Annotated in this window: 28 protein-coding genes, 5 tRNA genes and 2 pseudogenes; 7 read left to right on the forward strand and 28 right to left on the reverse strand. The window is 55.8% G+C overall.

All coding sequences use genetic code 11. From position 1 onward, the window contains the following. The first annotated feature begins 18 nt into the window (after positions 1-18). Positions 19-414 (forward strand): metal-dependent transcriptional regulator, encoded by a 396-nt coding sequence (locus LKE28_01095; protein ID MCH3906873.1) that lies wholly within the window; start codon positions 19-21, stop codon positions 412-414. Here the strand turns inward: LKE28_01095 and LKE28_01100 are convergent. From LKE28_01100 to LKE28_01175, 16 genes and pseudogenes are all read right to left on the reverse strand, one after another. Next, positions 395-1,069, reverse strand: a complete 675-nt coding sequence (locus LKE28_01100) for an anaerobic ribonucleoside-triphosphate reductase activating protein (protein ID MCH3906874.1) — start codon at positions 1,067-1,069, stop codon at positions 395-397. The two genes, LKE28_01095 and LKE28_01100, sit on opposite strands and share 20 nt — an antisense overlap. Beyond that, complete coding sequence (locus LKE28_01105) at positions 1,069-1,299, reverse strand: thioredoxin family protein (protein MCH3906875.1); 231 nt, start codon at positions 1,297-1,299, stop codon at positions 1,069-1,071. The genes LKE28_01100 and LKE28_01105 overlap by 1 nt, the downstream gene beginning before the upstream one ends. Before the next feature lie 66 nt (positions 1,300-1,365). Then, positions 1,366-3,421: pseudogene (locus tag LKE28_01110) on the reverse strand (ribonucleoside triphosphate reductase). Positions 3,422-3,707: 286 nt separating this feature from the next. Beyond that, entirely contained in the window at positions 3,708-4,709 is a 1,002-nt protein-coding gene (locus LKE28_01115) for a hypothetical protein (GenBank protein ID MCH3906876.1), read from the reverse strand. Next, positions 4,703-5,449 carry an outer membrane lipoprotein-sorting protein gene (locus tag LKE28_01120; GenBank protein MCH3906877.1) on the reverse strand — a complete coding sequence of 249 codons (747 nt, stop codon included), beginning with the start codon at positions 5,447-5,449 and terminating at the stop codon, positions 4,703-4,705. The genes LKE28_01115 and LKE28_01120 overlap by 7 nt, the downstream gene beginning before the upstream one ends. 1 nt (position 5,450) lies before the next feature. After that, the gene (locus LKE28_01125; GenBank protein MCH3906878.1) at positions 5,451-6,413 is read right to left on the reverse strand and encodes an FtsX-like permease family protein; all 963 of its coding nucleotides are present in this window, start codon (positions 6,411-6,413) and stop codon (positions 5,451-5,453) included. 75 nt (positions 6,414-6,488) lie between these two features. Then, positions 6,489-6,677 carry a hypothetical protein gene (locus LKE28_01130; protein ID MCH3906879.1) on the reverse strand — a complete coding sequence of 63 codons (189 nt, stop codon included), beginning with the start codon at positions 6,675-6,677 and terminating at the stop codon, positions 6,489-6,491. Then, entirely contained in the window at positions 6,677-7,939 is a 1,263-nt protein-coding gene (locus LKE28_01135; GenBank protein ID MCH3906880.1) for an ABC transporter permease, read from the reverse strand. The genes LKE28_01130 and LKE28_01135 overlap by 1 nt, the downstream gene beginning before the upstream one ends. After that, positions 7,933-8,628, reverse strand: a complete 696-nt coding sequence (locus LKE28_01140; protein MCH3906881.1) for an ABC transporter ATP-binding protein — start codon at positions 8,626-8,628, stop codon at positions 7,933-7,935. Before LKE28_01140 ends, LKE28_01135 begins: the two co-directional genes overlap by 7 nt. Positions 8,629-8,640: 12 nt before the next feature. After that, positions 8,641-9,030 (reverse strand): metal-dependent transcriptional regulator, encoded by a 390-nt coding sequence (locus LKE28_01145; GenBank protein ID MCH3906882.1) that lies wholly within the window; start codon positions 9,028-9,030, stop codon positions 8,641-8,643. Continuing rightward, the gene (locus tag LKE28_01150) at positions 9,023-9,178 is read right to left on the reverse strand and encodes a FeoB-associated Cys-rich membrane protein (GenBank protein ID MCH3906883.1); all 156 of its coding nucleotides are present in this window, start codon (positions 9,176-9,178) and stop codon (positions 9,023-9,025) included. Before LKE28_01150 ends, LKE28_01145 begins: the two co-directional genes overlap by 8 nt. Continuing rightward, positions 9,178-11,337: pseudogene (gene feoB / locus LKE28_01155) on the reverse strand (ferrous iron transport protein B). The gene LKE28_01150 and the pseudogene feoB overlap by 1 nt, the downstream one beginning before the upstream one ends. A 14-nt stretch (positions 11,338-11,351) precedes the next feature. After that, positions 11,352-11,573 carry a ferrous iron transport protein A gene (locus tag LKE28_01160; protein MCH3906884.1) on the reverse strand — a complete coding sequence of 74 codons (222 nt, stop codon included), beginning with the start codon at positions 11,571-11,573 and terminating at the stop codon, positions 11,352-11,354. A 10-nt stretch (positions 11,574-11,583) separates the two neighbouring features. After that, the gene (locus LKE28_01165) at positions 11,584-11,796 is read right to left on the reverse strand and encodes a ferrous iron transport protein A (GenBank protein MCH3906885.1); all 213 of its coding nucleotides are present in this window, start codon (positions 11,794-11,796) and stop codon (positions 11,584-11,586) included. Between the two features lie 70 nt (positions 11,797-11,866). Beyond that, the gene (locus LKE28_01170; GenBank protein ID MCH3906886.1) at positions 11,867-12,094 is read right to left on the reverse strand and encodes a heavy-metal-associated domain-containing protein; all 228 of its coding nucleotides are present in this window, start codon (positions 12,092-12,094) and stop codon (positions 11,867-11,869) included. Between the two features lie 291 nt (positions 12,095-12,385). After that, positions 12,386-12,961 carry a KOW motif-containing protein gene (locus LKE28_01175; GenBank protein MCH3906887.1) on the reverse strand — a complete coding sequence of 192 codons (576 nt, stop codon included), beginning with the start codon at positions 12,959-12,961 and terminating at the stop codon, positions 12,386-12,388. A gap of 105 nt (positions 12,962-13,066) precedes the next feature. Here LKE28_01175 and LKE28_01180 point away from each other — a divergent pair, with 105 nt between their 5' ends. Genes LKE28_01180 through LKE28_01190 form a run of 3 tightly spaced genes read left to right on the forward strand, consistent with a single transcriptional unit; the run spans position 13,067 to position 14,889 of the window. Beyond that, complete coding sequence (locus LKE28_01180; GenBank protein ID MCH3906888.1) at positions 13,067-13,339, forward strand: ACT domain-containing protein; 273 nt, start codon at positions 13,067-13,069, stop codon at positions 13,337-13,339. Further along, the gene (locus tag LKE28_01185) at positions 13,336-14,700 is read left to right on the forward strand and encodes a PFL family protein (GenBank protein MCH3906889.1); all 1,365 of its coding nucleotides are present in this window, start codon (positions 13,336-13,338) and stop codon (positions 14,698-14,700) included. Before LKE28_01180 ends, LKE28_01185 begins: the two co-directional genes overlap by 4 nt. Positions 14,701-14,703: 3 nt before the next feature. Next, a complete protein-coding gene (locus LKE28_01190; protein MCH3906890.1) occupies positions 14,704-14,889 on the forward strand; it encodes a hypothetical protein in 186 nt (61 codons plus the stop codon). A gap of 50 nt (positions 14,890-14,939) precedes the next feature. Here the strand turns inward: LKE28_01190 and LKE28_01195 are convergent, their stop codons facing one another. From LKE28_01195 to LKE28_01215, 5 genes are all read right to left on the reverse strand, one after another. Further along, the gene (locus LKE28_01195) at positions 14,940-16,223 is read right to left on the reverse strand and encodes a dicarboxylate/amino acid:cation symporter (GenBank protein MCH3906891.1); all 1,284 of its coding nucleotides are present in this window, start codon (positions 16,221-16,223) and stop codon (positions 14,940-14,942) included. Positions 16,224-16,331: 108 nt separating this feature from the next. Then, complete coding sequence (locus LKE28_01200) at positions 16,332-17,177, reverse strand: carbohydrate ABC transporter permease (protein ID MCH3906892.1); 846 nt, start codon at positions 17,175-17,177, stop codon at positions 16,332-16,334. Beyond that, on the reverse strand, positions 17,174-18,058 hold the full coding sequence (locus LKE28_01205; GenBank protein ID MCH3906893.1) for a sugar ABC transporter permease: 885 nt from the start codon (positions 18,056-18,058) through the stop codon (positions 17,174-17,176). The genes LKE28_01200 and LKE28_01205 overlap by 4 nt, the downstream gene beginning before the upstream one ends. A gap of 25 nt (positions 18,059-18,083) precedes the next feature. Further along, complete coding sequence (locus tag LKE28_01210; GenBank protein ID MCH3906894.1) at positions 18,084-19,358, reverse strand: sugar ABC transporter substrate-binding protein; 1,275 nt, start codon at positions 19,356-19,358, stop codon at positions 18,084-18,086. 35 nt (positions 19,359-19,393) lie between these two features. Then, positions 19,394-21,079 carry an FAD-dependent oxidoreductase gene (locus LKE28_01215; GenBank protein MCH3906895.1) on the reverse strand — a complete coding sequence of 562 codons (1,686 nt, stop codon included), beginning with the start codon at positions 21,077-21,079 and terminating at the stop codon, positions 19,394-19,396. Positions 21,080-21,266: 187 nt separating this feature from the next. On the opposite strand from LKE28_01215, the gene LKE28_01220 reads away from it, so the two are divergent. Beyond that, positions 21,267-22,082 (forward strand): AraC family transcriptional regulator, encoded by an 816-nt coding sequence (locus LKE28_01220; protein ID MCH3906896.1) that lies wholly within the window; start codon positions 21,267-21,269, stop codon positions 22,080-22,082. On the opposite strand, the gene LKE28_01225 is transcribed toward LKE28_01220, so the two are convergent. From LKE28_01225 to LKE28_01250, 6 genes are all read right to left on the reverse strand, one after another. Further along, the gene (locus LKE28_01225) at positions 22,083-23,120 is read right to left on the reverse strand and encodes a lactonase family protein (GenBank protein ID MCH3906897.1); all 1,038 of its coding nucleotides are present in this window, start codon (positions 23,118-23,120) and stop codon (positions 22,083-22,085) included. A gap of 190 nt (positions 23,121-23,310) precedes the next feature. Next, positions 23,311-23,382: transfer RNA gene (locus LKE28_01230), tRNA-Gly, on the reverse strand. A gap of 20 nt (positions 23,383-23,402) precedes the next feature. Then, positions 23,403-23,484, reverse strand: a tRNA-Leu gene (locus LKE28_01235). 29 nt (positions 23,485-23,513) lie between these two features. Continuing rightward, positions 23,514-23,586: transfer RNA gene (locus LKE28_01240), tRNA-Lys, on the reverse strand. A 40-nt stretch (positions 23,587-23,626) separates the two neighbouring features. Continuing rightward, a tRNA-Arg gene (locus LKE28_01245) sits at positions 23,627-23,700 on the reverse strand. 12 nt (positions 23,701-23,712) lie between these two features. After that, positions 23,713-23,784, reverse strand: a tRNA-His gene (locus tag LKE28_01250). Positions 23,785-24,080: 296 nt separating this feature from the next. Between LKE28_01250 and LKE28_01255 the strand changes: the two genes are divergently transcribed. Continuing rightward, a complete protein-coding gene (locus LKE28_01255) occupies positions 24,081-24,995 on the forward strand; it encodes a cation diffusion facilitator family transporter (GenBank protein MCH3906898.1) in 915 nt (304 codons plus the stop codon). Position 24,996: 1 nt separating this feature from the next. After that, positions 24,997-25,773, forward strand: a complete 777-nt coding sequence (locus tag LKE28_01260) for an SDR family NAD(P)-dependent oxidoreductase (protein MCH3906899.1) — start codon at positions 24,997-24,999, stop codon at positions 25,771-25,773. Here the strand turns inward: LKE28_01260 and LKE28_01265 are convergent, their stop codons facing one another. Beyond that, positions 25,774-26,658, reverse strand: coding sequence for a dihydrodipicolinate synthase family protein (locus LKE28_01265; protein MCH3906900.1), 885 nt, complete (start codon positions 26,656-26,658; stop codon positions 25,774-25,776). Positions 26,659-26,743 lie beyond the last annotated feature (85 nt).

Below are 26,743 nucleotides of genomic sequence, written 5' to 3' on the forward strand. Positions count from 1 at the left end.
AAAGAGAAAGAGGCGACAATGGTCATCAAGGAAGCGGTCGAAATGTATCTGGAAACGATTCTCGTGCTGAGCAAGGAACTTGAGCACGTCCGTTCCCTTGATGTCGCCGTCCGCATGGGATACTCCAAACCGACGATCAGCGAGCAGATGAAGACGTTGAAGGAGAACGGTCTGGTCCGAATGGACGAGAACAACTACATCTATCTCACCCCGCGAGGCAAGGAGATCGCCGACCGGACCTACGAACGCCATGTGATGATCACCAAGATGTTCAAGAACATCGGCGTCAGCCCGGTCACCGCGGAACAGGACGCCTGCCGCATCGAACACTACATCAGCGAAGAGACCTTCGACTGCATGAAGGCGTTCTTCGCCAAAGAGGAAGGCCTGGACCTCAACGGATCACAACACTGACATCCGGGCTGAGCGCCTTTGCAAGCTCTTCCAGCTCCTCATCTGAAAAAGAAGACCATGCCCCCGCTTTCTTGTCCAACGTGACCTTGGGGTTGAACCGTTGCAGCACGTACCGCTTCGCCCCATGGATCCACGTCCCGATGGAACGGATATCCTCCGTGGTGAGCAGCTCCTTCACACAGGTGGTTCGGAATTCGTACGGAACCGACCCACCAAGCAGCAGGGAAACGGAAGCCTCCACTCGGGAGGCGGGGATTCCAGCCACCCGGAGATATCCCTCACGATCCGCCTTGATGTCCATCGCCACGTAATCCAACAGGCCATCAGAGAAGAGCGCGGAGAGCATCCACGGATAGCTTCCGTTGGTATCCAGCTTGACCCGGAAACCCATCTCCTTGATGGTACGCAGGAACCCGGGAAGATCGTCCTGCATGCAGGGCTCCCCCCCACTGACCACTACACCGTCGACCAGATCCTTTCTCTCCCGTAACCACCCAACCACATCCTCTTCGGACAGGGGAGGTTCCTCCGCCCGTACCAGCGTCGGATTGTGGCAGTACGGACAGCGGCAGTCACAGCCCATGGTGAAGACCGTGGCAGCCACAACGGAGGGAAAGTTGACCAGGTCGACGGGTTGGAACCCGCCGATACGCATCAGATCACGCTCCTCGCCCACTGGGTGATGGCCCCCACCCCCTCATACCGGCCGGAAGGAGTGACCAGTACCGGGACGGTCATGATCCCATAGGAACGGGAAAGATCGGCATGGGAAGCAGCATCCACCACGACATAGGAGATTTCCGCCTTGTCCAACGCGGCTTTCACCACCTTGCAGTTCGGACAGGTCGGCGTGGTGAACAGCAGGATCTTCTCCACCTTTGCCATCATCTCTGGTTTGTTCTTCTTCGGCTTTGCCACGTTGACGGTTGGTTCCGACGCATGAAGGACATCATACGTCTTCCGTTCCCGGAACTCCTCCGCCTTGCCGTCATTCCAGTTCTGGACCGGCCGGTAGTAGCCGGTGATCCGGGAGTACACTTCCGTTTTCTTGTGGCAGACCGGGCACTCCCACACTTCGCCGGCGATGTACCCATGATCAGGACAGACGGAGTACGTCGGACTGATCGTATAGTACGGAAGGCGGTAGTGCTCGGCGATCTTGCGCACCAGGCTGGCGGTGCTCCGCCAATCGGAAAGCTTTTCGCCAAGGAACACATGGAACACCGTACCGGAGGTGTATTTCACCTGGAACTGGTCCTCGATGTCCATCGCTTTGAACAGATCATCGGTGAACCCGACGGGAAGATGGGAGCTGTTGGTGTAGTACGGAACCGATCCACGCGAAGCGGTGATGATGTCCGGATACCGCTCCTTGTCATGTTTGGCAAGACGGAACGCCGTGCTTTCCGCAGGGGTAGCCTCCAGGTTGTACAGATCCCCGTACTGCTCCTGGTAGTCGGACAAGCGGCTACGCATATGATCCAGCACCCTATTGGCGAACGCCTGTGCCTCAGGCTGGGTGAGATCCTCTCCGATCCAGCGGGCGTTCAGGCACGCCTCATTCATCCCCACCAGGCCGATGGTGCTGAAGTGGTTGTTGAACGTACCGAGGTACCGCTTGGTGTACGGGTACAACCCCGCCTCCAAAAACCGGTTGATCGTCGTCCGTTTGGTCTTCAGGCTCCGCGCGGCGATGTCCATCAATTTGTCCAGCCGGGTGAAGAAATCGGCCTCATCGCTTGCCAGATACCCCAGACGCGGCATGTTCAGCGTCACCACGCCGATGGAACCGGTCGACTCCCCGCTACCGAAGAATCCGCCGCCCTTCTTGCGCAGTTCACGGAGATCCAGCCGGAGCCGGCAGCACATCGAACGGACATCGGAAGGCTTCATGTCGCTGTTGATGTAGTTGCTGAAGTACGGAGTGCCGTATTTCATCGTCATCTCGAACAAAAGCCGGTTGTTCTCCGACTCGGACCAATCGAAATCCTTGGTGATGGAATAGGTCGGGATGGGATACTGGAACCCGCGGCCGTTGGCGTCTCCCCCGATCATCGTTTCCAGGAACGCCTTGTTGACCATGTCCATCTCCGCCTTGCAATCCCCGTAGGTGAAGGAGGCTTCCTTGCCGCCGATGACTGCCTTCTGGTCCTTCAGATCTTCCGGCACCGTCCAGTCCAGCGTGATGTTGGAGAACGGAGCCTGGGTGCCCCAGCGGGACGGCGTGTTGACGCCGAAGACGAACGACTCGATGCACTGGCGGGTCTCCGCGTAGGAGAGATGGTCTGCCTTTACGAACGACGCGAGGTATGTATCAAACGAACTGAACGCCTGGGCGCCAGCCCATTCGTTCTGCATGATGCCGATGAAGTTAACCATCTGGTTGCACAACGTGGAAAGATGCTTCGCCGGAGACGAGGATATCTTGCCCTCCACTCCTCCCAGGCCATTGGTGATCAACTGTTTCAGGCTCCAGCCGGCACAGTAGCCGGAGAGCATGGACAGATCGTGCAGATGCAGATCGGCGTTCCGGTGGGCGTCGGCCACTTCCTTGTCGTAGATCTGGCTGAGCCAGTAGTTCGCCGTGATGGCGCCGCTGTTGGAGAGGATCAAGGCCGCCGATGCTGTAATTCACCGTGCTGTTTTCTTTTACCCGCCAGTCATCAGCGTGCAGGTAGCTGTCCACCAGTTTGCGGTAGTCAAGCATGGTCTTTTCGGCGGCTCTGGCGTTCTCATGCTGTTTGCGGTACAGGATGTACGCTTTGGCGACATCATGATAGCCGGAGACGGACAACGCCGTTTCCACGCTGTCCTGGATATCCTCCACGGAAATGATGCCATCCATTACTTTGGGGGCGAAATCCGCCGAGGACCGCAAGGCAAGCAACGTGATGATGTCTTGGTTTGTGGGTTTGTCAGTCGCGACGAACGCTTTCTCAATGGCCCGTTCAATCTTGTGGATGTCAAAATCCACCACTGACCCGTTTCGTTTCAAAACGTGGTACATGGTATGCTCCTAAGTCTCGTTAGTTTCAAAGGCTCTCGTGGCGACCCGGCTGTACGGTTGCGGACCAGTGAGGGAATTGCACCCTGCTTCTCCCGAAAGCACCCCCAGTATATGCTGACTTCCTGCTGGTGTCTACTATCTGTAGCGTATGATTTGTAAATTATCCCAGATATAGCGGTATAGAAAGAAGATACCATATTTTCCCTTGGAGAAAAAACAATATAATGTATCAATATATTATACCGTATTTGGTTTGATACTATGAAATAATTTATTCCGGATGGGATCAGAACGCCAGCTTCAGGGCGGTTTGCAGCACGCAGCCCAGCTGGCTTTCCGTGGACTGTCGCACCACGTACGCCTGGGTTTTGAGATCCACACCATCGGATAGCGTCACATCCACGCCGGCGAGCACATACTGGCTGTCCCCATCATCGGTAAAGGAAGCGTCGATGGCCGTCGTCAACGTGACTCTCGGATCCAGCTCGGTTATCCAGGCAAGAAGCAGATCCGCGGTATTCGCTTTACCGTCCATCTGACCGGAAACGTACAGCGTGCCGGTGATGTCACCCGCATTCCCCTGGAACGTGAACATACGCATTGCGTTGGCGACCACGCGGTACTCATTCCCCTCGGTGAATGAGGATTCAATTCCCAGCGTGACATCGAAATACAGGGAAAGATCGGCACTGACCGATGCTTTCACCGCTGCGTCATGATCCACGGAGACGGCGCCTTTGATCTCCTTGACCACCGGGGTGCGGAAGTCCTTCCGCAACAGCAACCCACCTTTTTCCTCCGTGGGGACGAACGCGCCATCCAAGGTGAAGCCGCCACCCAACGGTTGGGACAGTGACAACACCCACAGGGTATTCTCCACATCCGTGCCGATCTCCTTGTTGGAGAACGGTTGGTCAAACAGGACATCCCCCACCCGGTAGAATGCGCCGATCCCCCAGGATACCGGAGCCTTTCCCACCGTTACCGTCAGGTTGGTGTCCGCGAACGTAGGGACGCGGAATTTGAAGAACGCGCGATCCAATGAGCCCGTCAGCGTGCTGCCGGACGGTGAAGTTGCCGCCAGGGCGGAGAGCTTCACATCCCCTTTCAAGTTTGAGGAGGAGAAGAGCCCCTCGAGATATGGCTCTGCGGTGTAGGTCCGTACGGATGTTTCCTCCTGCCAAAGGAACGATCCAGCAAACGTCCCGCCGCCTTTGATGGTCGTCGCCGCACACAGCGTGACGGAGAGCACCAAGCAAACCATCAGCGAGAGGAGGCGTTTCACCATGCCAAGGTCTCCTTTTTGAAAAGGGAGGGATCAACACCCTTGTTGAACGTCGCGTTGGTGACGGTCATCACGCTGGAATTGCCCTTCTTCACCGCGTTGGTTACATGAATGCTCCCGGGAAACCAGACATCCCCGTCATGAAGGTACTCCTGGTAGGTCATCACTTTGAGCAGTTTTCCGCTCTTGGAGTACAACTCCGTTTTCAACGGGATGAATCGCTGTTGGTCGATCCACATCTTCTCCATCTGGTACGGTTCTGAGAGCTTTTTCGCCGTAAGCGTGATGACATAACAGGAAACGCCATCGATGGATTCCGTCCCGTTCAGCGTCGAGGTGAACCGTGAAGTGTAATCGTCGTCCCCGGTCAGGTCCTCATAGGAGAAATCCGTCCCAAGGAACGCGTTCTTCAGGGAGGAACCGGAAAGACGGATGATTTCATCGGCATCGGGATAGTACAGATAGATGTCATCATCCAACCGGAGGATTTTCTGACCGGCGTCCGCGCCTTCCGTCACGACGAGCAACGTATCGTCCCGTGCGTTCTGGTAGGTGTCGAACGTCAGGCTGGTTGAACCCAGCCGGTCGGTATTGACCAACGTGGCGGAAAACGTCGCGTCCTGATAGTCCATCGCCGTGGTCATCGCGTCCACGATCTGGTCGGCCGTGAGGTTCGCAGCGCCCAAAGGAGCCAGCACCACCAGCATCCATCCTACCAGAAACACCTGTCTCCACCGTTTCATCCTAATCCTCCTCCCGTAATGCCTGAGCCGCCTCGATCTTCCTGACGCCCCGTGACGCAAGCAACGCGGCGATCACCGCAACGGCAAATCCAAACCCCGCCGTACCGCACGCCGAACGCACCGATACCGTCGGGTACAGGACTTGGGAAAACCCCCAGCCTTGTACGGCATCGGCGCCCATCGCCGACAAGTCAATGCCATGCACTCCCGCGGCAAAGATGGCAAGCAACGCACCCACCGTCGCCAAGACCGCGGCGATGAAGGACACAATGGCGCTTTCCGTCACGAACAACCGGATGATCGAAGAGCGGGAAAAGCCAAGGGCGATCATCGTGCTGATCTCCCGTTTCCATTCCATCACCGCCATCATCGTGGTGTTGAAGATCAACGTCGAGGCGATGCAGAAGAACAGAATCTCGATGAGCAGGAACATCACATCATACATCGGCAGGAACGCCGCGATGACCGTCACCTGCTTCCATGTCTTGATTTCCAGTGAGGGATCGGAGAGCGCCTGGGTGATCATCTGGGCCGCGTCGTTGGGATCGACATCCGGTACAAGATGGGCGTACAGTTCAAGGGCACCCCCCGGCATCCTCCCCAACAGATCAAGTTGGGAGAGCGGCATGACCAGGACATCGCCGTTGTACTGGGCGTTTGCGTAGGAAACCGTCCCGACAATACGGTAGGAGGCGCCATTGGTCCCACCAGTCGCCGTTTTAGAGAGCAAGGTGACCGAATCCCCCAGCGACAGCCCCAGCTTGGAAAGAAGCCGTTTGGTCAGCACCACTTCATTCTTTCCGGTTTCGATCATCCTGCCGGAGAGCACTGTAACGCTCTTTCCCACGGCAAACCTACTGGTTGAGGCATCCACACCGACGGCAGTGACGGTGGTCAGGTCCCCGTCACGATATACCGACACGGGGATTTTGCTCACCGCCTCGGCGAACGATACATCCGGCAACGAAGATACCAGCTGGAGTTTCCGCTCAACATCAGGCAGGTAGAACTGCAGGGGAAGTGCATCCTCGAACTCGGATTAGGAGGCGGTGCGGATCCGTATGTCTCCGCATTCGAAGTCCTTGTTGTTTTCGATCATCCCGGTCAGCATGGAACGCATGAACGCAAGCATGACGATCACCACCCAGATGGCGAACAGCACCGCGGTGCCGGTAAGCACGGTGCGGCGGATGTTCCGTCTGCAGTTCTTCAGCGCAAGGGTAATCATCAGCTTCTCCTCAGCAAGGAAGCCACGTCTTCCTTCGTCGCCCGGGCTACGGGCACCAGGCAGGAAAGCGCCGAGAGCGCCACGGCGCACAGCGGAATGCCGATGAAGCTCTGCGGGTAATAGCCGGAACGCATCACCAGCGTGATCCGGTATCCCAGATCGATGTCCGCAGGAAGCATGCCTGACAGGTCAATGCCGTATTTCGCCAACGGATAGGTGGCCAATGCACCGGCCAGCGCGCCCGACAAAGCGCCCAAAAGGCCAGTCATCACTCCTTCCCAGACAAACAATGAGGTGACGGCACCCCGTGAAAAGCCCATGGCGCGCAACATGGCGCACTCCTTGCGCCGTTCCATCACCGCCATCAACATCGTGTTGGTGATGCCGGCAGCGGCAAGCAGAAACAGGAAGACCAGAATCATCAGGGAGGAGCCTTTGTCCCCGTTCATCACGGCGACGAGATCCGATTCCACCTCCCGCCAGTCATATGCCTGGATGCCGGAAACCGGAGTGATCAAAGAACGGATCCGTTTGAGGAACCGCGGTCCGGCCAACGAGACCTTTCCATCGGATACGGCGTATTCCGTCACGCCTCCATCCAACGCGAACATGCCGTCAAGGGCATCCAGCGTCATGAACAGTTCCGAGGAGTTGACCACCGGATTTTCCGTCGTCAGGATCCCCACCACCGGAGCGTCAAACGTTTCCAGGAACCCTTCCCTTCCTTTGCCTTGGATGGTCAGGAGCGACCCCACGGAAAGGTTGAGTTTGTCGGCCAGTCCCTCCCCCACCACCACTCCGTCATCACCGGTTTCCAGCCACCGTCCGGAACTGACCGACCGAGGAAGACGGAACACCGCCCCATCCCGCTGGGGGTCCACTCCGACCAGCACGGCGGAACGGGATGCGTCAAGGTCATGGCCTTCATCATAAAAGGAAAGATCGGCAACCGTTTTGTATCGTGGCGCGAACGCGATGCCATGGGAGTCCAGGATCTGGTCAAGCGTTTTTCGTTGGGATTCCTCAAGAAGATGTTCCGTGGGATAGGATGCGCGGTCAGCGAAATAGCCGTCGGCATACAACGTCACTTCTCCCGTCTCATAGGTGGTGAGATTGAACAGGGATTGTTCGTTGACGCCCCGAAGGAGACCATCCACCAAAATGGAAATGCACACCGAAACGGCAATGGCCACCAATGTGATGATGGTACGAACCCGGTAGCGGAAGATGTTCCTCCATGCCAGAGTGAGCGTGTTCAGCATGAACCATCCTGCTGGACCTGTCCGTCTTTCAGGACAATGACCCGTCGCACGTGGTTCAGCACCACGTCATCATGGGAAGAATACAACACCGTGACGGTGTCCCGTTGGTTCATCTGGGAGAGAATCTCCAGAATCGTCAAACTGTTCTTGCTGTCCAGATTGGCCGTCGGTTTATCGGCGAGGATCAACGATGGGCGTCGGACCAACGCACGGGCGATGGACACCCGTTGCTGCTGGCCACCGGAGAGCTCGCCCGGCCTGCGGTCGGCGTACGCGGCAAGCCCCACATCCCTCAGGGCCGCCATCCCCGCTTCCTTGATGTTGGTGATTCCCGTTTGGGCCAATTCCTTCTGGAAAAGCGGCTGGAAGGCCAACAGGACATTTTCCCATGCGGAGAGGACGGGGATCAGATTGTAGCTTTGGAACACAAAGCCAAGATGCAGTCTTCGGAACGACGTCTTTTCTTTTTCGCTCATCTGACGGAGGGAACGTCCGTTGATCTCGACATCCCCTCCGGTGAGGGAGTCCAACGTCCCGATCACATTGAGCAACGTGGTCTTCCCCGAACCGGAAGCGCCGGAGAGCGCCACCAATTCGCCATCGTTGATGGAAAGATTCACATCATCCAGGGCGACCACATCCTCCGACGAGGTATGATACACCTTCTTCACATGGATCGTCCTGATCATCCTCTCTCTCCTTTACCGGCCCAGATTCCCCGTTTCTCTCCCTATCTGGGTGCAGGGAATCATCTCCTTGTCGCCACCCAATCCGAGGATCAGGTAGGAGACTTCCTGGATGGATCGTTCATCCAAGGTGAGATGCTCGGAGAGTACCTGTGCGATCCGCTGTTGCTTGGATGCCAGCCTTTTCGCGATGGCAAGCCCGGATTCCGTCAGGAATACATCCCCGTAGGGTTCTTTGGTCACCAACCCGAATTCCATCAGATCCTTCAGCATGGTGGCGACACTCGCCTTGGTCACCCGGAGGGACGAGGCGATGTCAACCGACCGTACCGCCATGCCATCCCCTTCCAGGTAAATGGCGACCAGGTACCGCATCTGACTGGGGGTGAGCTGCCGTTCATTCATGGTGATGCTGGTGGCAGGAACCGGAGAGCGGGCAGCACCCGCAACCGGTTCCACATCCTTTGGACCGTTTCCGGTCCTTCAGGATCTTTCGGATCACCAGCGCCACCACCGCCGCAAGGGCGATGGTGATGATGATGGTGGCGGCCATTACGCTTTCACCTTTACCGTCGTGGTAAGCTTTTCGCTTTCCTTGTACGGCCTCAGCAGCAGGTACAGGATCAAGGCGACGTTCAGGAAAGCGACGATCGTGCCGATCCCAAAGTGGCCTTGTCCGAACAACAACCCAAACTGGTAGATGCACAGGCTGATGATGTAGGCGAACACACACTGGTAGCCGACGGCGAACCAGGTCCACTTGGCGCTGTTCATCTCACGCTTCATGGCGCCGATGGCGGCGAAGCATGGAGCACAGAGCAGGTTGAACACCAGGTAGGAATAGGCGGCAAGCGGCGTAAACGCGGCCTGAAGCTGACCCCAGATCTCTGCGCCGTTCTCTTCGACTTCACTGAAGCCGTACAGGATGCCGAACGTACCGACGACGTTCTCCTTGGCGATCAAACCGGTGATGGTAGCCACGGCAGCCTTCCAGTTTCCCCAGCCAAGCGGGCGGAACAGCCAGGCGATCGCATTGCCGATGTAAGCCAGAATGCTGTGGTCCATCTCCATCTGGTCAAGCATCCGCCACTGGCCATCGACCCCCCCGAAGTATGAGGTGAACCAGACGAGGATCGTGGCAAGGAGAATCACCGTTCCGGCTTTCTTGATGAAGCTGGAAGCACGTTCCCACGTGGAGCGGAGCACACCGCTGACCGTCGGCCAGTGGTAGGCGGGAAGCTCCATGACGAACGGGGCGGGATCGCCGCTGAACATCGCCGTCTCCTTCAGCATGATGCCGCTGATGATGATGGCCGCGATTCCAACGAAGTAAGCGCTCGGTGCGACCCAGCTGGCGCCGCCGAACATGGCGCCCGCGATCAAGGCGATGATGGGCAGTTTCGCGCCACAGGGGATGAACGTCGTGGTCATGATGGTCATTCTGCGGTCACGTTCGTTCTCAATGGTACGGGAAGCCATGATGCCCGGCACTCCACAACCGCTGCCGATCAACATCGGGATGAACGATTTGCCGGACAGTCCGAACTTGCGGAAGATACGGTCAAGGATGAACGCGATGCGCGCCATGTACCCGCACTGTTCCAGGAATGCCAGGAACAGGAACAGGACGATCATCTGCGGGACGAAGCCGAGGACGGCTCCAACACCGCTGACGATGCCGTCGACCAAAAGGCCCTGCAGCCACGCGGCCACGCCCGTGTTTTCCAGCAAGCCTGCCAAGCCAGGAATGATCCATTCACCAAACAACGTGTCATTGACTCAGTCGGTCAGCAGACTTCCCACCGTGGTGATGGAAACGTAGTACACCAGCCACATCACCGCGGCGAAGATCGGGATTGCCAGCCAGCGGTTGGTCACCACCCGGTCGATCTTGTCGCTTGTCGTCATGCTGGGCTGGTGCCGCTTGATGTAGCATCCCCCGATGATCTGCGCGACGACGGCGTACCGCTCGCTGGTGATGATGCTCTTGGCATCGTCATCCATCTCTTTCTCACAGGCGGCGATGTCTTTCTCAATATGGGCGATCAATTCCGGCTGGAGCTTCAGCGAATCCATCACCTTCTCATCGCGCTCGAACAGCTTGATGGCGAACCAGCGCTGCTGGTTCTCGGGAAGGGCGTGCACCGTCGCTTCCTCGATGTGGGCGATGGCATGTTCCACACTGCCGGAGAAGGTATGCCGGGGAACGGGAAGTTTGCCGGAGCGTGCCATTTCGATGGCTTTTTCCGTCGCTTCCTTCAACCCCGTCTCCTTCAATGCGGAAATGGCGACCACCGGGCAGCCAAGATCCTCTGAGAGATGGTGCAGATCCAGTTTGTCCCCCTGCTTTTCCACCAGGTCGGACATGTTGACGGCGCAGACCATCGGGATGCCGAGTTCCAGAAGCTGGGTGGTGAGGAACAGGTTCCGTTCCAGGTTGGTGCCATCAATGATGTTGATGATGGCGTTGGGCCGCTCTCCGATCAAATAGTTCCGCGCAACCACTTCCTCAAGGGTATACGGCGAGAGGGAATAAATGCCGGGAAGGTCCGTGATGATCACGTCCTTGTGCCCCTTCAGGCCACCTTCCTTCTTCTCCACCGTAACGCCGGGCCAGTTTCCCACGTACTGGTTGGAACCGGTCAGCGCGTTGAACAATGTCGTCTTACCGGAGTTCGGGTTTCCGGCAAGCGCAATCCGTATCTTATCCATCTCTATCTCCTTGCTCATTCAACTTCGATGTTCTGAGAGTCACCCTTACGCAGGGAAAGCTCATACCCACGCACCGTCAACTCAACCGGATCACCCAGCGGGGCGACTTTCCTGATGTACAGCTTCGCTCCCTTGATGATCCCCATGTCCATGATGCGCTGCTTCAGCGCACCTTCCCCGTGGATCTTCACCACGGTGACCGTTTCTCCTACCTTCACATCCTTCAGCGTTCTCATGATGCTCCCCTCATACCAATATTTTCGCAGCCAGCTCTTTGTCGATGGCCACCCGTGAGTCCTTCACCTTTACGATCAGATTCCCGGCGTTCTCCGAGATAACCGTAACGGAATTCCCCGGAACAAACCCAAGCTCTCCGAGAAACGCCCGCGTCTTCGCCTTTCCTCCGACGGTGAGAATGGATTGCTCCTTCCCGATCTCCGCCAAAACCAATGGCATCATACCACCTCCTCCGTGCGGTCAACGAACCGCAGGAATCCTTTGTATTCATTACAGTTAGAAAAACCTAACTTCATTCGCATGAGAGAACATCCTTTCCGGCATTCCGCACCAAGGCGGAAACCTGGTACCCCAGATTCTCCACCCCAAGACGCAACGTCATATCATCGATGAGCGCCTTCCCCAGGATTTCGGCGGAACCGTGTTTCAGATCCACACGAGCCCATACTCCGTCGATGCGATCAAGCGAACGCTCGATTTTCCGAGCGCAGTCGTTGCATTTCATTCCGGAAATCAACATGGTCCAACGATAGGGATAATGCGAGGGATTCTTGTCAGAAACGGATCCGTCTTCGCGCTCATGGCTGACGGAACCACAACACCCATATGCGGCGCGTTTAATGACACTGCATACCGCTACGCTGCAGATGACAAGCAGAACCGCGATCAGCACCGCACTCATCAAACCTTTGACCTCCCGGACTGGTGGAAAACACCTGGTGTTAGACAACCCTAACCACCCAAGAGGTTAGAACAACCTAACCAAGCATGTCAATAGGTAAGGTTTTGTTTTTTGTGGAAAGCAAGCGTTTCAGTAGGAAATCGGGGTATTGTCCGGTTCGTCCGGCTGGAGGAATTCGGCGCCGATGCTGACTTTGACCACCTGGTTCATCATCGTGATGTTGATCCACACCTTGCGGCCTTTCTTCTCCACCTTCTCGATGACGCCCTGCATGGCCTTCAATGGCCCGGAGATCACCTGGACATGACTGCCGGGGACCAGCCGCACCTTGCTCAACCCGATGGTTCCGCCATAGGAGAACACCCACTGGGCATAGGCAAGATCACGCCCATACAGCGCATAACCGCCATTTTCGCCATAGCGGAGGAGGCGTCCGGGGCAATGGCCGTCATAGAGCAGATTCTGGACAAACAAAGGCTCAGCCGTCGTCCTGACCATCAGATAGCCGGGAATCATCGGTTTCTTCACCTTCTCCCATTTTCCATGATGTTGCAGCAACACGTCTTTCTGCGGGCAGATCGAAAGGAAATCAATGTCTTCGAAATTGCCCATCGTAAACGCCCTGTTCAAGCGTTTGACGATTTTTATTTCGATGCCGGCTTTGGGCAACGCAATACAATAATAGAAGTCCGTCGCCTGTTCCATACACTAGCACTATGCCATAGGTCCACAATTCCAACAAGAGGTTTTCATACATAACACATGCTTTATCCCATTTCCTATCGTTCTTGGGCGTGCTATACTGCCGATATGCAGAAAGCGATACTCAGTGTGGTCGGCAAGGACCGCGTAGGCATTATTGCAGGAATTTGCACCACGTTGGCCAAAGACAACGTGAACATCCTGGAGATTTCCCAGACCATCATGGACGGATTCTTCACCATGATGCTGGTCTGTGACACGGACACCAGCACCAAGGAATTCCACGAACTCGCGGCAGAACTGGACGAGGTGGGTGAAAAGCTCGGCGTCGTCGTCAAGCTCCAGCGCGAAGAAATCTTTGAGAAGATGCAGCGCATATGATCGACCTCATGGAAGTCAGTGAAACCAACCACATGATCGAGAAGGAAATGCTCGACGTGCGGACCATTACGATGGGCATCAGTCTGCTTGACTGCGTGGACAGTGATCTGGAAGTGCTGAAGCGAAACATCTACGAGAAGATCACCACCACGGCGAAGGACTTGGTCGCCGTCGGGAAACAGATCGAGGATGAGTACGCCATTCCCATCGTCAACAAACGGATCTCCGTCACGCCCATTGGCCTGATCGGAGGCTCGGCTTGCAAAACGAGTGAGGATTACGCCCAGATCGCCCAAGTGCTGGACAAGGCTGCAGAAGAGGTCGGCGTCAACTTCATCGGAGGTTTCTCCGCCCTTCCCGCCAAGGGAATGACCAGGAGTGAGGAACTGTTGATCAATGCCATCCCCCAGGCGATGGCGCTTACGGAGCATCTGTGCGCGTCGGTGAACATCGGCTCAACCCGTACCGGCATCAACATGGACGCCGTCAAGCTGATGGGTGAAATCATCAAGGAAACCGCAGAAGCGACGAAAGATCATGACAGCATCGGCTGTTCAAAGCTGGTCGTGCTGTGCAACGCCCCGGATGACAACCCGTTCATGGCTGGGGCGTTCCACGGCGTGACGGAGAGCGACGCGGTGATCAACGTCGGAGTATCCGGACCGGGGGTGATCAAACAGGCGCTGCAGTGCGTCAAAGGAAAAGACTTCACCACCCTGTGCGAAACGGTCAAACGGACGGCGTTCAAAGTGACACGTCTAGGACAGTTGGTAGGACAGGAAGCCAGCAAACGGCTTGGCGTTCCGTTCGGCATTTTGGATTTGTCCCTTGCCCCTACTCCAGCGGTCGGCGATTCCATCGCCGAAATCCTGGAGTCGATGGGCTTGGAGGAAGTCGGGTGCCCCGGCACCACGGCGGCGCTGGCCCTTCTCAACGACCAGGTGAAGAAAGGCGGAATCATGGCTTCTTCGTCCGTCGGAGGACTGTCCGGCGCGTTCATTCCCGTCAGCGAGGACCATGGCATGATCGCCGCAGCCCAAAGCGGAGGCCTGAGGATCGAAAAACTTGAGGCGATGACCAGCGTCTGCTCGGTTGGCTTGGATATGATCGCCATACCGGGCGACACGCCGGCGTCGACGATCAGCGGCATCATTGCCGACGAGGCCGCCATCGGCATGGTCAACCAGAAGACCACCGCCGTCCGGGTCATTCCGGTAGTTGGCAAACACGTCGGGGATACCGCCCAGTTCGGCGGGCTTCTCGGCTATGCTCCCATCATGCCGGTCAATACCAAGTCGTGCAAGGAATTCATTGAGCGTGGCGGCCACATCCCCGCACCGATCCACAGTTTCAAGAACTGAGCCATGGTAAAGCGAGGTCACCAAGTCCGTATCGCAACCATCTCGGTGGCAGTAGCGTTCATCCTGTATCTGATCATCGGTCTGCTGGATGGTCCGACGGGACTCCTGCCCTTTCTTGTCTGTTACGCCGTCTGTTACCTCATCACCTCGGTGATCATCCGCAGAAACGACGATTCAGGAAATGATTAACACGATGGACGCCCAAAGGCGTCCATCATTCCTGCAAAGGGAATGTTCCCTTATTTCCAATAATCCATATCAATCATTCCCATTTGTTTGGCGACACAGGTCGTACATGTCAGATCTCCGGTGACATTCAGCGAGGTGCGGCCCATATCCAGGATGGCGTCAATGCCCAAAATCATCGCATAGGCTCCGGCAATGGCCGTGCCCGCCTCAACTTTCAACCCGATGGATTCCAGAACCATCAACAGCATGATGGCGCCGGCTCCCGGGACTCCCGCCGTACCGATGGACGCCAGCGTGGCCGTCAGGATGACCGTTCCCATTTGGGAGCCGGTCAGCATGTGCCCGGTGGCGGACAGGCTGATGAAGATGGCGCACACCCCTTCATAGATCGCCGTTCCATCCATGTTGATCGTCGCCCCCAGCGGAAGGGAGAAACTGTACACTTCTTTGGGAACCCCCAGATTCTTCGCAGCTTCCATGGAAACGGGAAGCGTTCCATAGGAGGAGCGGGTCACAAGGCCCGTGATGAACGGGTTCTTCGCTTGTCGCCAGAACTTCAACGGATTCAGGCCGAACAGGGCGACCATGCCCATGTAGATCACAATGATGTGCATCACGTCTCCGACGAGCGCCGTCAGGGTGACCATGCCAAGTGCGCTGAACGCCTTTGCTCCTTGTTTGGCGAAGACAGAAGCGATCAGGGCGAGCACGCCGATCGGCGCATACTGCATGATGCCGTTGACCATCTTCGTCATGACGGACGAAACCCCGTCAAAGAAGTTGAGCAACGTCACGCCGGTTTTGCGGACATGCTCGTCCTCGCTGATCTGCAGATAGGAGACACCGATGCCAAACAGGATGGCGAAAAAGATCACCGGAAGCACATCACCCTTCACCATGGAGTCGAACGGATTGGTCGGCACGATATTCAACAGTGTCTGGCTGACCGATACTTTGGTGGCGCTTTTCGCTGCGGCATCCGCGATGTTGGTCGCGGCGAGTTTGGCCGATGGACGGAAGATGGATCCCGCAAGAAGGCCGATGCAGACGGCAAAGGCGCTGGTGACCAGATACAATCCCACGACCCTCAGCCCGATTTTTCCCAGTTTCGCCGGGCTGATCGACGCCGCACCGGTGATCAGGGTGGCGACAATGATGGGCATGACGATCATTTTCAACAAGCGGACGAACAAATCACCAAACGGGGCGATCCACAAAATCTTCTCTTTGAAGATGATGCCAAGCAACGCTCCGCCCACAAGCCCGATCAGAATCCGGTACAAGAGGTTGAACTCAAAGTACCAGCCGAGAAACCGTTTTTTCTTCGTTTCCATGCAATCCCTCCCTCAAACAAAACACCAAACCATTGTAGGAGGGGCTATGGTCAAACGCAACCAAAAAAGAAAAGTTTCTTGCTTTCTTCTCAAATTTTCTGATGAATCTCAGCCTTTCACCGCTCCGTTGGTCAAACCGGCAATGAAGAAGCGTTGCAGGAAAATGAACACGATCATCACCGGCAACGTCGCGATGATGCTTGCGCTCATCATGGCGTTCCAGTTGGTGCTGGCTTCGCCCAGGAACGTCATCACCAGGCCCGGAGCGAGGGTGCGTTTTGCAGTGTCCGTGACCAACGTCATGGAGAACAGGAGATCGTTCCAGCTCCAGACGAATCCGTAGATGGCGATGGATGTCATGCCGGTGATGGCAAGCGGAAAGATGATCCGCGTCATGATGGTGAGGTTGCCTGCTCCATCCAGCTTGGCGCTTTCGATCAAGGAATCGGGAAGCGCGTCGAAATATCCTTTCAGCGTCCACGTCCCAACTGGCAAGGTGAACACGACGTAGGAGAACAACAAGGACCAATAACTCCCCAATAATCCGAGACGTTGCATCATCAGATAAATGGCAAGCAGAAGAATCGCCTGGGGAAACGCCTGGCTCATCATGAACATTCCCATAATGAACTTCCTTCCGGTATACCGAAACTTGGAAAAACTGTAGGCGGAGATGGCGCTGACCACTGTTGCGGCGAAACTGCTGGCGAAAGAGACCAGAAGGCTGTTGCGCAGATACCGCATGATCGTCTGGTTCTTCAGGATGCCGATCAGGTTATCCAACGTCAACGGACCGGTGAAGAAAGAGAGGGTGAATGTCTTGTCCATCGGTTTCAACGCCGTGTTGACCATCCACAGAAGCGGAAGGAACACGAATGCTCCGATAAGAATGGCGAAGCACCAGAAAAAGATGCGGAACCCTGCGCTTCGCTGGAACATACCGGCTGGTTTCATTTCGATTCCTCCACCTGTTTCAGGTACACAATATTGAAGACAAGGAGCAGAATCGCCCAGATGGTGCCGATGGTCGCCGCCGTCCCGATCTTCCAGTTCTTGAACGCCGTCGTATATACCTCCAGGGAGAAGGTCATCGTCGCCCGCGCCGGACCACCTTGGGTCATCGTCCAAGGGATATCGAAGTGTTGCAGGTTTCCGATCGCCCCCAGAACCAGCACGATGTTGACGATCTGCCGCATCCCGGGAAGGACGACATGGCGGAACACCTGGATATTGTTTGCGCCATCAATCCTCGCCGCTTCCACCTGCTCATGGGAAACTCCCTGAAGCCCTCCGAGAAGGAATGCCATGTACCAGGGAAGCATCTGCCAGGCACGGGAGATGATGACGCACAGGAGGGCCGTTGTTGTCTGGCCCAGCCAGGGGACTCCCTTCTGAATGAGGCCTGTCTTGAGCAACAAGCCATTCAGAATGCCATACTCCCCATTGAAAATCCAACTCCACAAAAACCCGATGGCGGTTCCCGGGATGATCCAGTCAACCAGCGTGATGCCACGCAGCGCCTGGGAAGCAAAAAACTGCTCATGCAGGACGATCGCCCAGATGAACCCCAACACGAACGGAAGCAAGGTGGCCCCCGCGACAAACCACAGGGTCGTCAGCATCGTCTTGAAGAAATAGACATTGAGGAACAGTTTCCGGTAATTCTCCAAACCGACCCAATTGCTTCCGGGAAACAGCAACGACCGGTCGGTGAACGAAAGCAATACCGCCGAGATGAATGGATAGAGGATGATGGCGCAAAACACCGCCAAACCCGGGATGACCAACAGGAACCCCACCTGGCCATCTGACAATCTTCCGTGATTCCGCGCCATATCCCCTCTCCTCCTCAGATTCCCGTCACAGGCTTTGCAGCCGAGATGTCATGTCCGCAACCGCCTGCTGGGCCGTTTTCTTGCCCAACAAGGCAAACTGCAACTCTTCCGTCACGACCGCTTTGATCTCGCTGGCGTTTGCCATGCGCGCCGTCTCTTCCAGACGGGCCGTCTCCGTTGACTGCATGAAACCTTTCAGATAGGCATCGTCCTTGACCACCTGCAGGTTCGCAGCGCTCTTGGTGACCGGAGGCATGCCGTTCTTCTCGAAATACTCCAGCGCCATATCATCTGAGACCAAACTCTTTGCGAAATCCGCCGCCTGCGTCTTGTAGGCTGAATTTTTGAAGATCACCAGCATATGCCCCCACATGGTCGATTGCGGCTTGTCACCGGCATGCATCACCGGCCGGCTCATGGCGGAGCAAACGTTCACCACATCTTCCGGTTTCACGCCGTTTTTCACCGCCTGGCCTTTCGCCACCACGGCATCATCATAGAAGGCCATCTTGCCTTGGGCGAACAACTGGCGGGCATCGCCTCTTCCGATATCCATCCGGATATATCCTTTCTGCAGGAGATTCTGATACCACTTCACGCACTCCACGGCTTTGGGACCGAGGGCAACCTTTCCGCTTGCATCGAACAGACTGGAACCGAAGGTCCAGAGCCACGGCATGAAGTCTCCGGCAGCGGTGGAGTCTTTCGTGGAAAGCCCATACGGAACGATACCTTCGCCAAGAGCCTGCACATCGGCCAGGCACTGTTCAAACTCAGCAATTGTGGTGGGGACCTTGTCCCATCCCGCTTTTTTGAGGATCGCAGGGTTGTACACCATGGTGATGGAAGCCATCGACCACGGAAGGCCGAGTTGCTTGCCATCAATATTACCTACCGACAGCGCCGATTCAGGGAACGTATCCTTCAGATAGGAAGCGCCCATCACCTCGTTCAGATCGGCTAGCGCGCCGGTCTGGGCAATGGTGTTGAAGATACCGATATCCGCCTGCGCGATGTCCAGTTGTTCGCCACCCTGCAATCTGATCAACAGCTGCTGGGCGGTGTTTGCCCATGTCCAACCAACCCAGGTGACCGTATTGCCGCTGGAAGCCTCATACTGGCTCCGCATCTTCTGGAAGATATCTTTCGTCGCTTCCTCTTCCCCTGACCACCCGGCCCAGACGAGATTCACCGGCCCGTTTTGGGTCTGTTCGTTCACAGACTTTTCATTGGCACCGGCAGCAAACAGCATACTCGTGACGAGCAATCCCAGCATCACCCATAGCAACCTTTTTTTCATAGCAACCTCCTTCGATTGTCCGATCCAGCGCACCATCAATCAATGGTATCGCCGACTTTCTCCACTTCTTTTTTCGGAATACTTGCCAACTTTTGCAGGAAAACATCCCGATGAGACTCGAAAATATCACGGGGAAGACACCTATACCTATGGCACATCGCCGCGGCGTATCCCACCACCTCCCCCATCATGCCACCAGTTCGCATGATCCGTGCCGTTCCAGAAGCGTCATGGCTGGTGCTGATGTTCCTGCCAGCCATAAACATGTTGCGGATATTGCGCGAGTACAAGCACCGATACGGCAGGAAGAACGGCTTCTGAAATGATTCACGGCAATCCATCGTCAGGAACGCATCCCCTTCGTGGAAGGCGGCATAGAAACGTTTGTCCGGATAATGGACGTCAAAATCCCATGTCGCCGGCACACAACCATCAGAATAGGGTTTCTTGAAATCGGCCTTGGTCAGCACCACGTCCCCGAGCAACCTCCGGGACTCCCTCTTTCCCGCCACCGCGGCGCAAAAAGTCAGTTCATACCCTTCATAATCGTGATCAACGTTGCGCAGCACATCCCAGGCCCCGTACATCGCCCGGAAATTCATGTCGCGTGCCCGTTCCGCATAGAGGAAGGGATCATTCTCCATACCGCTTTCCCAGAACCAGCATCCCAACGATTTTTCCCGGGAATTGCCATAAATGTCATGAACGTTTCCACGGCCAGGGAACGCAACCTGGGAGAGATCCACAGCCCACGGACATCGGGGGAACGCCACGTTTCGTCCGGTATGCTCGATATGCCAGAGGTTGCTCACCCCCATATGCCCATTGGTGGTGGTCTCATAATCCGCATGGGCCAGGAATCCAAGATTTCCATCTCCCGTCGCGTCAGCGTACAGCGGCGCGGACAGGCGGAACAGATGGTCATGGACATAATCCCAAACGAGGACCGACGTTATGCACTCATCCGAGGTATCCGTCCCGATCACACAGCACCCGAGAAAACAGTCCAATCCTTTTTGAGCCTGGAGGATTCCCATTTTTCGGTCATCCTCATACAACTGTGCTTTGTTTTCCGCCCCATAGTGCCCGATCCTGTGCTGTTCGAATTCCCCGACGATATTGCCGATTCCAGGATACGGTGCATAGTTGGTGCCACCTCCCAGCCAGACACGGATCTCACTGCTGTTGTTTCCACCCACCAGCCGGCGATCCTGCACCAATGCGGTAGAAAGACCTTCCCGTGCCGCGGTAACCGCAGTGCACATCCCGGCGATGCCGCCCCCGGCAACCAGGAAATCAAATCTCCCTTCCTGTTCAGGTTCCCGGTTGTTCGTAGCCTCTTGATACCACGCGAACAAGGAGGCCCTGTCTTGCGGCAGGATCGTCCCATCCATCTGCGTCAGCACCAGATAGGCGCATCGTCCTTCAAACCCTGTGAGGTCATGCAAGAGGATATCAACAGGCCCTTGAGATAACGAAACCGTCCCTCCATCTTCCCAGCCCCATTGCGTCGTCGTTTTTCCCAACGTCAGGCTTACCTGTCCGCCCAAGCGTACGTTGAAACAACCAGGCGCCATATCAGGATGCCAAGGAGCGACCCAGTTGTAGGTATAGGCGTAGAGGTGATAGATCCCGCCTTCCGTGATGGTGATTGTCTTTTTTGCATCCGGGACGGGAACACCAAGCCCATGAGCCAGCAAATACGGGAATCCGAGTTCCAAGATGAACTCGCTATCAACAAACCATCCACCAGCGTCATCAAATGAGGCAGTTGGTATGAATAAGGTTTTTTCTGGAAGAATTGAACGTTTCAACATGTGCATCTTGGTTTCATCGTACCTCACTCTGGGAGAAAGAAAATGTTTCTTTTTTCAAAGAAGATGTTAGAATTGAGACAAGGAGAGAAGGATGGATTATCGTTGGTTTGACCAGTACGAAGGTATGTTTGCCTCGATGAATGGCGGGGAAGTGTTCTGCGGCATCAGCAGCAACACGGAATACATCCATCGCACCACCAGCATGAAGGAAGGAATGCTGCTTACCTGGGTGATCACCGGATCGGGAGAGCTCAAGACGCCGGAGAAGGATTATGCCATCACCGATGAAAATATGATCTTCCGAAACAACCGCATTGATTACCAACTGACGTTGTATCCCGGGGTACACCAGCGCCGATGCTTTCTCCGGCTTCCCGATGCATTCTTCTCTCTGTTGATCACCAGCACACCGTCCGTTCTGAATGTTCCTCCCGTCTTTCCGGTGAAACCGATGGATGAACAGCGGTTTGCCGACTTCATGGAAGTGATGCGCAAGATCCGCATGGCTTCTGACAAGGATCTTTTGGATATGCTCCCCTTCTTCTCCCACTACATCACCCAATGTGTGGCCCCTTGCCTGAATGAGAACGGACGGACCGCCGCCATGGAACACGCCAGACAACGCCTGGAAACGGATTTTCAGTCAAGCATCCCGGAAATCGCCGCGACATTTGGGCTTGGATACCATCTGTTCCGGAAGGAATTCAAACAAACCTACACCATCTCTCCGTTGGCGTATCGGATCAAAGCAAAGACGGAACAAGCCAAACAGTTCCTTTCCATGGGGTATCCCTGCGATGTCATCGCGGAAAAACTGGGATATCCGGACATGTACACGTTCTCCCACCAATTCAAGACGGTGGCGGGCATTTCACCAAAGAACTACCAGAAAAAGCATATTTTCTAATCAATCGTGACGAAACGGTCCGATGAACGCCACTCCTGGCAACGGAAGGCGGTCCGTTTCGACAAGCTCGTTTCCTGGTTCAATACGGAAGGAAACCAACGAGCCATCCCCCATGTTCGCCACGAGGAGGTACTGTCCGGAAGAGCTGATGCAGAAATTCCGGGGACCAGATCCTCCGGATGACTGCCGGGAAACCAAACGAGGCTTTGAGGGATCCTCCAAGGAGAACGTCGAGATGGTGTCTTCCCCTCGGGTGGTTGTCCAAAGCCATTTGCCGTCCGAGGAAAGATGGATGTCAGCGGCCGTGCTTCCTTCCCGTTTCTCGGCAAGAGGACTGAGACCGCGCAACGTCATTTCCTCCGTCAATTCATCAAACGAATAGGTCATCAGATGGCACCCTACCTCACCCACCACGTAGAGGAACGTGTTGTCCGGATGGAACGCCATGTGGCGGGGGCCTTCCCCGGCGGGAACAGGAATCTTTCCCGTAGCGACCAACGCGTCATCCGTATCCCGGCAATAACGGAACAGGACGTCACAACCGAGATCTGCGGCGAACAACGTCCTGCCTGTCCGGTCGAACATGCTGCTGTGGGTGTGTGGTCCTGCCTGGCGGGCGATGACCGGTCCATGTCCTTTATGTCGAAATGTCAGGGAAACACCAAGGGGAATCCCTTTCGCGTCCAGGGAACATACGGAAAGAATGCCGGAACCATAACTGGACAAGGCAAGCGCCCTGCCATCGGGGAAGACGGATACGTGGCAGACCGCTGTTCCGGGAACCGGGGTCCCACCCAGAAAGGTCAGCGTGCCGTTCGGTTGGATCAGATAGCCGTCCACCCGGCTGTCCCGTTCCTTGTCCGTCTCGTTCACGGCATACAACCGGTTTCCATGGAATGCGAGGAATGATGGATTGACGGAATGATCGAGGCTCCAGATTTTCCGCATCCTCCCGGTCGTTTCATCCAACTCAATGGTATGGATCATCCCATGCCTGGTTTCCTTCGTCCCATAACAGCCCGCAAACAAGATATCCATGTGTAGCCTCTTTCCGGTCATCCTAGCATAAGATGCCAATGAAGGGACAGAGAGGATTTGAAGCTAAGAAAGAAAGAAACGAATCATACACTTGAAACGCTCAGTCTTGTGAGATGACAAACTGTTATTCCAATCAATAAATAAAAAAAGAGCAACGAACCTTCCTTTTCAGGACGTCGTTGCTCGGAAGAGCGGGAGACGGGGATCGAACCCGCGACAACCACCTTGGCAAGGTGGAGCTCTACCACTGAGCCACTCCCGCAGATCTTTTTTCCGCTTCTTTGCGAGAGGCGGGACTTGAACCCGCAAACCTTGCGGTACCAGATCCTAAGTCTGGCGTGTATGCCAATTTCACCACTCTCGCGATGCATTGGCGCACTACCCAAAAAAGTATGAGCCGCAAAGGGATCGAACCTTTGACCCGCAGATTAAGAGTCTGCTGCTCTACCAGCTGAGCTAGCGGCCCAAGACATAACCTTTCAAAAACCCAAAACCAAAAGGCTCTCTGCGCCCGGAAGGATTCGAACCTTTGACACTCGGATTCGAAGTCCGATGCTCTATCCAACTGAGCTACGAGCGCTCGTCTCCACAGGGTGGAAGAAGGGGCTCGAACCCTCAACAGCCAGATCCACAATCTGGTGCTCTACCATTGAACTACTTCCACCATACAGTTGAAGCACCAGGGTGACACCCTATCGCGAATCAACGTGTAGCACTATAGCGGAATTATCAAATACTTGTCAACTACTCTGAAAGGAAGTTTCCAAAGAGAAAAACCACCTATTTTTTGCCATTCCGTTGACATCTTTTCACAGGAAGGGAAGATTATTGACTTGTCTTGGATTTGTCAGTATGTTTGCTCTGATCTTGAGCAGGCGATGGAGCGATCCATGGGGCTGGGTTCGTAAGGACAACAGGGAGATTCTCTGTGGGACGGTTTACGTTTCCAGGAGGAAATCTATGGCACAAAACACCCATCAGATCGCCGTACGGGTATCCAACGTCGGCATCTTCACCAATATCGGTCTTTCCCTTTTCAAATTCATTGCAGGCTTTGCCGGACACAGTTCGGCAATGATCAGCGACGCAATACACAGCGCCTCGGATGTGTTCGCTTCCTGCATCGCTCTGGTGGGCGTCAGCATGGGAGAGAAGAACAGTGACAAGGAACATCCCTATGGGCATGAGAAACTGGAGTGTGTGGCGGGAATCCTGCTTTCCGGTACGCTCTTTGCCACCGGCATCGGTGTCGGCTATGCCGGCATCCGCACGGTGGTGCGGGGAACCTGGGACCAGTTGCCCATACCCGGCGTTCTCCCGTTGATCGCCGCGGTCGTTTCCATCGGCACCAAGGAATGGATGTTCTGGTATACCCGCAGCGGCGCCAAGCGCATCAACTCCCCTGCCCTGATGGCCAGCGCGTGGCACCATCGCAGTGACGCGCTCTCCTCCATCGGTTCCCTGGCGGGAGTCGTCGGAGCCCGGCTTGGATACCCGGTGGCCGACCCGATCGCCAGCCTGGTGATCTGCGGTTTCATCATCAAGGTATCGGTGGATATCTTCCGAGACGCGGTAAGCAAACTGGACGACCATTCAATGGATCCCCAAAGTCTTGGGGAAGTCAAACATCTGATCGAACAGCAGAAAGGCGTCGTCCATCTGGACAACCTGAAGACACGACTTGCCGGTAACAAGGCGTACGTCGACGTGGAGATCGCCGTCAACCCCACCCTGACGGTCATTGAAGGGCATAACATCGCCGAGAACGTCCATCATGCCATCGAGAACGCGTTCCCCCAGGTCAAGCACTGCATGGTGCACGTCAATCCCGCACTGTATGAGTTGAACGTACAGGAAAGCAAAGAATCGTGCTAGAATGGAAACCATGATCGCCATCGTCACCGGAGCTTCCAGCGGACTGGGGAAAGCGTACGTCCGGAACATCGCAGCCAAGGAAAAAGGGATCCAGGAGATATGGATCATCGCCCGTCGCGCAGAACGGCTTGAGGAACTCAAGGCGGAGGTTCCCATCTGTCGGGTGATGCCGCTTGATGTGACCAGCCAGGAGGATCTCTCCCGACTGGAAACCACGCTGCAGACAGAGAAGCCCAGGGTGCATCTGTTGATCAACGCGGCGGGCATGGGAAAGCTGGGAGACTGGAATGTGATCAGTCGGGCGGACACCGACCGGATGATCGACCTGGACTGCCGCGCCGCGGTTGACGTCACCTTGATCGTCCTCCCGTTCATGCAGAAGGGAGACCGCATCATGGAGATCTGCTCCACCACGGCGTTCCAGCCGTTCCAGCACCTGAACGTCTATGCCGCCAGCAAGGCGTTCCTGTACCGGTACAGCCGGGCGTTACGGGTTGAGTTGTTTCCCAAAGGGATTTCGGTCTGTGCCGTCTGCCCGTACTGGATACGGGACACGGAGTTCATCAAGGTGGCGGAGAAGGCGGGAGGGAAACGGGTCATTCACCATTACGTCGGCGCAAGCAGTGTGAAATCGGTGGCAAACTGGTCCTACTGGGACGCCAAGCACGGCTTCGCCGTCTCCACCCCGGGACCAATCTGCTTCGCCCACCGTTTCTTCGCCAAGTTCATTCCCAGCGAGTTGATGATGGGCGTCTGGGCGTTGTTCCGCCGACTGTAGTCACTTTACCAGATTTCCGGCAAACACCTTGTCCAGGTACGCTTCCTGCTCCTTGGTGGGATTGGAGAACGGAGCGCGGGCCAACCCCACGTCATTGCCTTGGGCACGGAGCACATACTTCACCGCGGGGATCAACCCGACCTTGCAGAGAGCCTGCATGATGTTGTTGGCCTGGTGCTGGAGCGTCCGAGCTTCTTCCATCTTGCCCGCTTCGAACGCGTGGTAGATCTTCTCATAGTGGGGAAGCATGCAGTTGAACGTGCTGCCGATCGAGCCGGTGCATCCGTACGCCATCGTGGCGATCATCGTCTCATCAAACCCGTTGAACAGTTTCAGCTTCGGGTTGAGCTCCATGAACCGCTCCAGCTGGTAGACCACCTCATTGGTGTGCTTCACTCCTTCGATGGCCTCGCTTTGGAACAAGGCGCGGTAATCGGGGTTCTCAAGGTCAAACTCCCGTTTGGTATTGCCGGGAAAGTTATAGACGATCACCGGGAGTCCGACCTGGTTTGCAATATCATAATAATAGGAACAGACTTCCTTGGGGCTGAAGCCATAGTACAACGGAGGCGTGGCGGCAATGTGCTCGTAGCCCATTGCCTTGGCTTCCCTTCCGTACTGCACCGCCTCCTTGGTGGAAAGAGAACCAATATGGGCGATCAGCTCGGTGCGTCCTTTGAACGCGATGGCCGTCTCAAACGCCTGGAGCCGTTCCTTGTGGGACAGGAGGAAGCACTCGGCGCTGGACCCTCCCAGGAAAAAGCCGCTCGCCCCTTCCTGCAGGTTCCGTTCCATCAGCGCGGTGAGCGCCTTTGGACTGAACTGATCATCAGAGGTGAACGGCGTCACCGACGCAACGTAAATCCCCAGTCGTTTCGCATTCATCATTGTTTCTCCATCCCTTGTTGCCCATCGTAGCCCTCCCATCGGCAGGCTGTCAATGAAGGTTTACGCTCTTGCCCAAACCAGC

It is taken from the genome of Sphaerochaeta sp., assembly GCA_022482495.1.
Lineage (GTDB): Bacteria > Spirochaetota > Spirochaetia > Sphaerochaetales > Sphaerochaetaceae > RUG023.

Bases quoted from the DNA above. Each gene is read 5' to 3' on its own strand.
- LKE28_01095 (MCH3906873.1), top strand. From the start codon at position 19: ATGGTCATCAAGGAAGCGGTCGAAATGTATCTGGAAACGATTCTCGTG.
- LKE28_01100 (MCH3906874.1), bottom strand. From the start codon at position 1,069: ATGCGTATCGGCGGGTTCCAACCCGTCGACCTGGTCAACTTTCCCTCC.
- LKE28_01105 (MCH3906875.1), bottom strand. From the start codon at position 1,299: ATGGCAAAGGTGGAGAAGATCCTGCTGTTCACCACGCCGACCTGTCCG.
- LKE28_01115 (MCH3906876.1), bottom strand. From the start codon at position 4,709: ATGGTGAAACGCCTCCTCTCGCTGATGGTTTGCTTGGTGCTCTCCGTC.
- LKE28_01120 (MCH3906877.1), bottom strand. From the start codon at position 5,449: ATGAAACGGTGGAGACAGGTGTTTCTGGTAGGATGGATGCTGGTGGTG.
- LKE28_01130 (MCH3906879.1), bottom strand. From the start codon at position 6,677: ATGATTACCCTTGCGCTGAAGAACTGCAGACGGAACATCCGCCGCACC.
- LKE28_01135 (MCH3906880.1), bottom strand. From the start codon at position 7,939: ATGCTGAACACGCTCACTCTGGCATGGAGGAACATCTTCCGCTACCGG.
- LKE28_01140 (MCH3906881.1), bottom strand. From the start codon at position 8,628: ATGATCAGGACGATCCATGTGAAGAAGGTGTATCATACCTCGTCGGAG.
- LKE28_01145 (MCH3906882.1), bottom strand. From the start codon at position 9,030: ATGAATGAACGGCAGCTCACCCCCAGTCAGATGCGGTACCTGGTCGCC.
- LKE28_01150 (MCH3906883.1), bottom strand. From the start codon at position 9,178: ATGGCCGCCACCATCATCATCACCATCGCCCTTGCGGCGGTGGTGGCG.
- LKE28_01160 (MCH3906884.1), bottom strand. From the start codon at position 11,573: ATGAGAACGCTGAAGGATGTGAAGGTAGGAGAAACGGTCACCGTGGTG.
- LKE28_01165 (MCH3906885.1), bottom strand. From the start codon at position 11,796: ATGATGCCATTGGTTTTGGCGGAGATCGGGAAGGAGCAATCCATTCTC.
- LKE28_01170 (MCH3906886.1), bottom strand. From the start codon at position 12,094: ATGTTGATTTCCGGAATGAAATGCAACGACTGCGCTCGGAAAATCGAG.
- LKE28_01175 (MCH3906887.1), bottom strand. From the start codon at position 12,961: ATGGAACAGGCGACGGACTTCTATTATTGTATTGCGTTGCCCAAAGCC.
- LKE28_01180 (MCH3906888.1), top strand. From the start codon at position 13,067: ATGCAGAAAGCGATACTCAGTGTGGTCGGCAAGGACCGCGTAGGCATT.
- LKE28_01185 (MCH3906889.1), top strand. From the start codon at position 13,336: ATGATCGACCTCATGGAAGTCAGTGAAACCAACCACATGATCGAGAAG.
- LKE28_01190 (MCH3906890.1), top strand. From the start codon at position 14,704: ATGGTAAAGCGAGGTCACCAAGTCCGTATCGCAACCATCTCGGTGGCA.
- LKE28_01195 (MCH3906891.1), bottom strand. From the start codon at position 16,223: ATGGAAACGAAGAAAAAACGGTTTCTCGGCTGGTACTTTGAGTTCAAC.
- LKE28_01200 (MCH3906892.1), bottom strand. From the start codon at position 17,177: ATGAAACCAGCCGGTATGTTCCAGCGAAGCGCAGGGTTCCGCATCTTT.
- LKE28_01205 (MCH3906893.1), bottom strand. From the start codon at position 18,058: ATGGCGCGGAATCACGGAAGATTGTCAGATGGCCAGGTGGGGTTCCTG.
- LKE28_01210 (MCH3906894.1), bottom strand. From the start codon at position 19,358: ATGAAAAAAAGGTTGCTATGGGTGATGCTGGGATTGCTCGTCACGAGT.
- LKE28_01220 (MCH3906896.1), top strand. From the start codon at position 21,267: ATGGATTATCGTTGGTTTGACCAGTACGAAGGTATGTTTGCCTCGATG.
- LKE28_01225 (MCH3906897.1), bottom strand. From the start codon at position 23,120: ATGGATATCTTGTTTGCGGGCTGTTATGGGACGAAGGAAACCAGGCAT.
- LKE28_01255 (MCH3906898.1), top strand. From the start codon at position 24,081: ATGGCACAAAACACCCATCAGATCGCCGTACGGGTATCCAACGTCGGC.
- LKE28_01260 (MCH3906899.1), top strand. From the start codon at position 24,997: ATGGAAACCATGATCGCCATCGTCACCGGAGCTTCCAGCGGACTGGGG.
- LKE28_01265 (MCH3906900.1), bottom strand. From the start codon at position 26,658: ATGAATGCGAAACGACTGGGGATTTACGTTGCGTCGGTGACGCCGTTC.